This window comes from Endozoicomonas sp. SESOKO1 (assembly GCF_024606265.1).
Classification (GTDB): Bacteria; Pseudomonadota; Gammaproteobacteria; order Pseudomonadales; family Endozoicomonadaceae; genus Endozoicomonas.
Window position 1 is genome coordinate 1 of the sequence record NZ_JAHHPP010000284.1, and the last position, 3,782, is coordinate 3,782.

A 3,782-nucleotide genomic window follows, 5' to 3' on the forward strand; every position below is an offset into this window, starting at 1 on the left:
TATAAAAGAAGCCGGTGGCAAAAAGAAACCAACTGTCAAAATCCCATGGGCTAACTGAGGAATCACGCCCCCCAGGTCAGCGGTTTCACGACTGGTGTAGGTAATTCCCAGCACATCAGAGAACCACTGGGCGTTAATAAAGCTGCTGCTGAGAATACTGATCACCACACCAAAAATCAGTGTGCCTCAGGCGGCCCAGTCTGGCGTTCTTTTCACAAACATACCAAAAAGCTGTGGTACAAACATGGGCATATGCACCAGCGCCATGGAGGTAACCATCAACTGGAACAGACTGATTCCCTTGAGCTGATTAAAGAACAGCGCCAGAAGAATAATCCCTGCACCAAAGGTGATGGTAACAATTCGACTGACGGAGAGCTACTCTACTTCACTGGATTCAGGTCGCAAAATGGGTACATAGAAGTTTTTCACTATAGTTGCCGTACAGCCATTAATTTGTGAATCAAGGGGCGACATCGTTGCAAACATGGCTGCAAGCACCAAACCAACCATCCCGGCCGGTAACAGGTTTTGAACAACGGCCAGGTAAGAAGCATCCGATGCATCAGACAATGTGGGATAAAGTTCAGACAGGTTGGTATATTGAGTGGCGGCAAAAATAGGCGGGAAGAACCTTCCATGACCTGTTGCAAACAGCGGCATTCAAAAAAAACGTAGGTTTCTCGAAAAAAGCGACCTTTGATGGCAAGGGCGGTATCGCCTTCACCATGGACAAACCAGTGGGTAACTTTTGAAGTCTCTGTGCTCTGGTCTGAGTACGACCAGAGCGGCGATATCCTGGTTCGTCCCGGAAATCTGCACATAGACCGTATAACCTACGACTCAGACAACCGGGAAAGGGTAGAAACTCTGGTGGACAATGCTACCGTTGAAATCGGCCGCAACGATGTTTCCGGCTACTACTTCAAGCACGGTATCTATCGGGTTGGAGGCAGTGAGGTTCCGGTGCAGTGGAACCTGGCTGGTTTCCGGCAAGGCTCATCTGCGGCCGCTGTATTTGGGAACTGAATAATTCCGGTTCCGGAAAGGACATGTTCCGGAACCACTCCAGGGGTTGATTTTCAGCAATTCACATATGCCCCCTGACCAATACATAGATAGAATCATTCATCTGAACGTATTGATCAGGGCCATGCCTTATGCCGATTTATTGGCGAGCTAACTCAATATCCTTACTGAACGCATGTTTAGTATTGAAGGTAATCTCTGTAACAGGCTTACTCTCCACAGTACCGGTCCTAAGCTGAATATTCTTAGCATCAACCGTTGTTGCAGGTTGCCAATGACCATTAAGGGTGATGGTTACCTTGGGCGTCTCACTGTCGTGATAGAGCCATTTCGGGTCATCCCGCAAATCATGGATGGTGATCTTTTTGGTTTCAGGCGCCAGCCCCAGATCTGGATTGACGACACTCAGCATCAGGTTGCCGGTGGCTGTTTTTCGCGTCATGGCCAGTGCCGGTGTATCTGTGGCAACAATAAGGTCGGAAGCAAAGTCTTTACCCGCTTTGAACAATGCATAACCGGTGACGCCCTTTTCAATATGCTCAACGATGTGAGCCCGCTTGTCCTGCTGCTTAACCCGGTAAATCGTGCTGGCATTACGGGCAAACGCCTGTGTCTGCTCTTTACCGGCATTGACCAGTACCACGTACTCATAGCGGCCGGATTTGATCCGATCCCCATGGGACAGCCAGGCCGTTGCATACAGATCACGGGCATTTCCACGACCTTTTTCATCCGGTGCGTTCTGCACGGCACGATGAACCATTAAACCCGCAGGGTTGGGAATATAGTAGCCATTGTCAACGCTGTCCGTTAACCAGACCGGCTGATCTTCCGCTGCATGAAAGGCCCGCTTTTTGCCGCTCAACGTTGAGCCATTGAAATAGGTGACAGTGTCTTCAGATGGCAGGCGGGTCTGGAAAAGCGTAGTGGCAATTTCATGCTGACCATCGCCGCCATTTATATCACTGCCCAGTAAGACAATGTGGTTATCAAAGAAAAACAGTGATTTATTCGCGGTTAATGTGACACCACCCACATGGTTATCATAAACCATGGCGTAGACGCCGTTTGTCTGTTCGGCACTTAAGCCACCGACAAACGATTCTGCCGACCAGTTGCGGTGGTCTTCCTGCATGTCCTCATAGGGCACACGCACAGTGGTAGCACCCGGCAGTCGATGCCAGTCCCAACCATCAATGCCATAACCACTGTCGAAGGCATTAACCGGATTACCCTTTGTATACAGCCTCAACACACCGGAACTGGCATTGCCGCCATAAAGGTTTTGTTTTTTACCGGATTCAAAATCCCAGATATACCGGCTAAATCCTTTAACCGCAACCATCCAGTCCGGGCGGCGATGAATGCTCATGGCACCATAAGGGTACACCCAGTGCCCGGATAACGCCGGCTCAGGCTGTACGTTTTCCTTTTCGAGCGCCAGCATTAATTCTATCTCACCGAATGAACCCAGACCTTTGCCAGCAAAGGGTTCACTCAGAATACCGGTTCGCTGAAAATAATCACGATCCCACAGCCGGGCAAAAATGGCTTTCATCTCCGGATCATTGAGGCCGTCAGCCATACCGTAGTAGGCGTAAGCCGGTAAAAGATGAACTAATGAATCCAGCTGATGGGGGAATCGTCCGGCGATGCCCCGGTGCATGTCGTATTTCTGGGAGTAAATACGGAAGGTCTTTAACCCAAGCTTAACGTTGGCAATGGACTCATCGGTGACCTGAAAGGAAGTACCTGCCAACAGGAAAATACTTCTGGCGGCGGCTTCCAGCGCCTGTTCAGAGTAACTGTTGCCATAGACCCCTTTATGGTGATAACCAACGCCATCGGGCTTGATTTTATCCGCCCAGCCCGGTGCCAGTGTGTACGCCTTATTGTAGAAGCGGGTCAGAAACTCCATGTTTTCTGCACGGGATGGGTCGTCCGGCAGCTGTGTTGCCACATAAGACAGTCGATTCCTGACCATGGATTTAAACCCGTCGGAGTTAAATCCCGGAAACTGGAAGTGAGTCATGTCCCGGCCATCCTGCTCCGGTGCAAAAATCCGGGTAACCCAATCAAGGGTTTCCAGTTCCCGCTCCAGGCGCCCTGCCTGATGCAACTCATCACGCAGCAACAACAGGACTTTGGAGTAGCCGGAAATGTTGTTATTCATACTGCCACCAAAGCCTGTAAAGCCGGTTTGTCTTAATTCGTCAAAATCAAAACCGGTTTCCACCCCTTTTTTCCAGCCGGATGCATGCATGTGGTCCAGAATGGCAATAATCGTGGCCAGGGTTTCAGGCTTTTTATACCCGGGGTTAGGGCTGTCCACCAGGCCCGGATAAGCATAGGACATACTTAACGACGGTAACAATGTATCAAAGACATAACGAGCCACCGGTTGCTTATCTTTGGTTCGGGCAAAACTTATTTTTCCCAGCCCTTGAACACCACCTTGCTTAATAAACGCCTGTTCAGTCTCGTTAAAGACTTTCAACATCCCTTCATGGTGGATGTTTACCAGAGGGTCAGATTTGCTGAGTGTCCCGGTACCCACTGTCCAGTTCACATAGCGATGGTAAATGTCCTCAAGTTCCCGTTTTTGCCCGGATTGCTGCTCAGATTGCTGATTAGAGTGCGGTTGTACCTGAATGATCGGATTATTTTTCATCTCGACAGGGGAGGAGGTGCCGTTAACGCTACCCCCCGACATAAATAAGCTGGCAAGCAATACGCTGCCAAGCAACTGCACT

General features: G+C 49.9%; 3 protein-coding genes. 1 reads left to right on the forward strand and 2 read right to left on the reverse strand.

Features of this window, described 5'->3' with window-relative positions:
* Positions 1-378 precede the first annotated feature (378 nt).
* Positions 379-663, reverse strand: a complete 285-nt coding sequence (locus KDK13_RS12590; protein WP_257285320.1) for a hypothetical protein — start codon at positions 661-663, stop codon at positions 379-381.
* Positions 664-702: 39 nt separating this feature from the next.
* On the opposite strand from KDK13_RS12590, the gene KDK13_RS12595 reads away from it, so the two are divergent.
* Positions 703-1,029 (forward strand): hypothetical protein, encoded by a 327-nt coding sequence (locus KDK13_RS12595; RefSeq protein ID WP_257285321.1) that lies wholly within the window; start codon positions 703-705, stop codon positions 1,027-1,029.
* A 139-nt stretch (positions 1,030-1,168) separates the two neighbouring features.
* Here KDK13_RS12595 and KDK13_RS12600 read toward each other — a convergent pair.
* Positions 1,169-3,782 (reverse strand): polysaccharide lyase family 8 super-sandwich domain-containing protein (locus KDK13_RS12600; protein ID WP_306671107.1); only part of this gene is annotated, 2,614 nt, incomplete at its 5' end.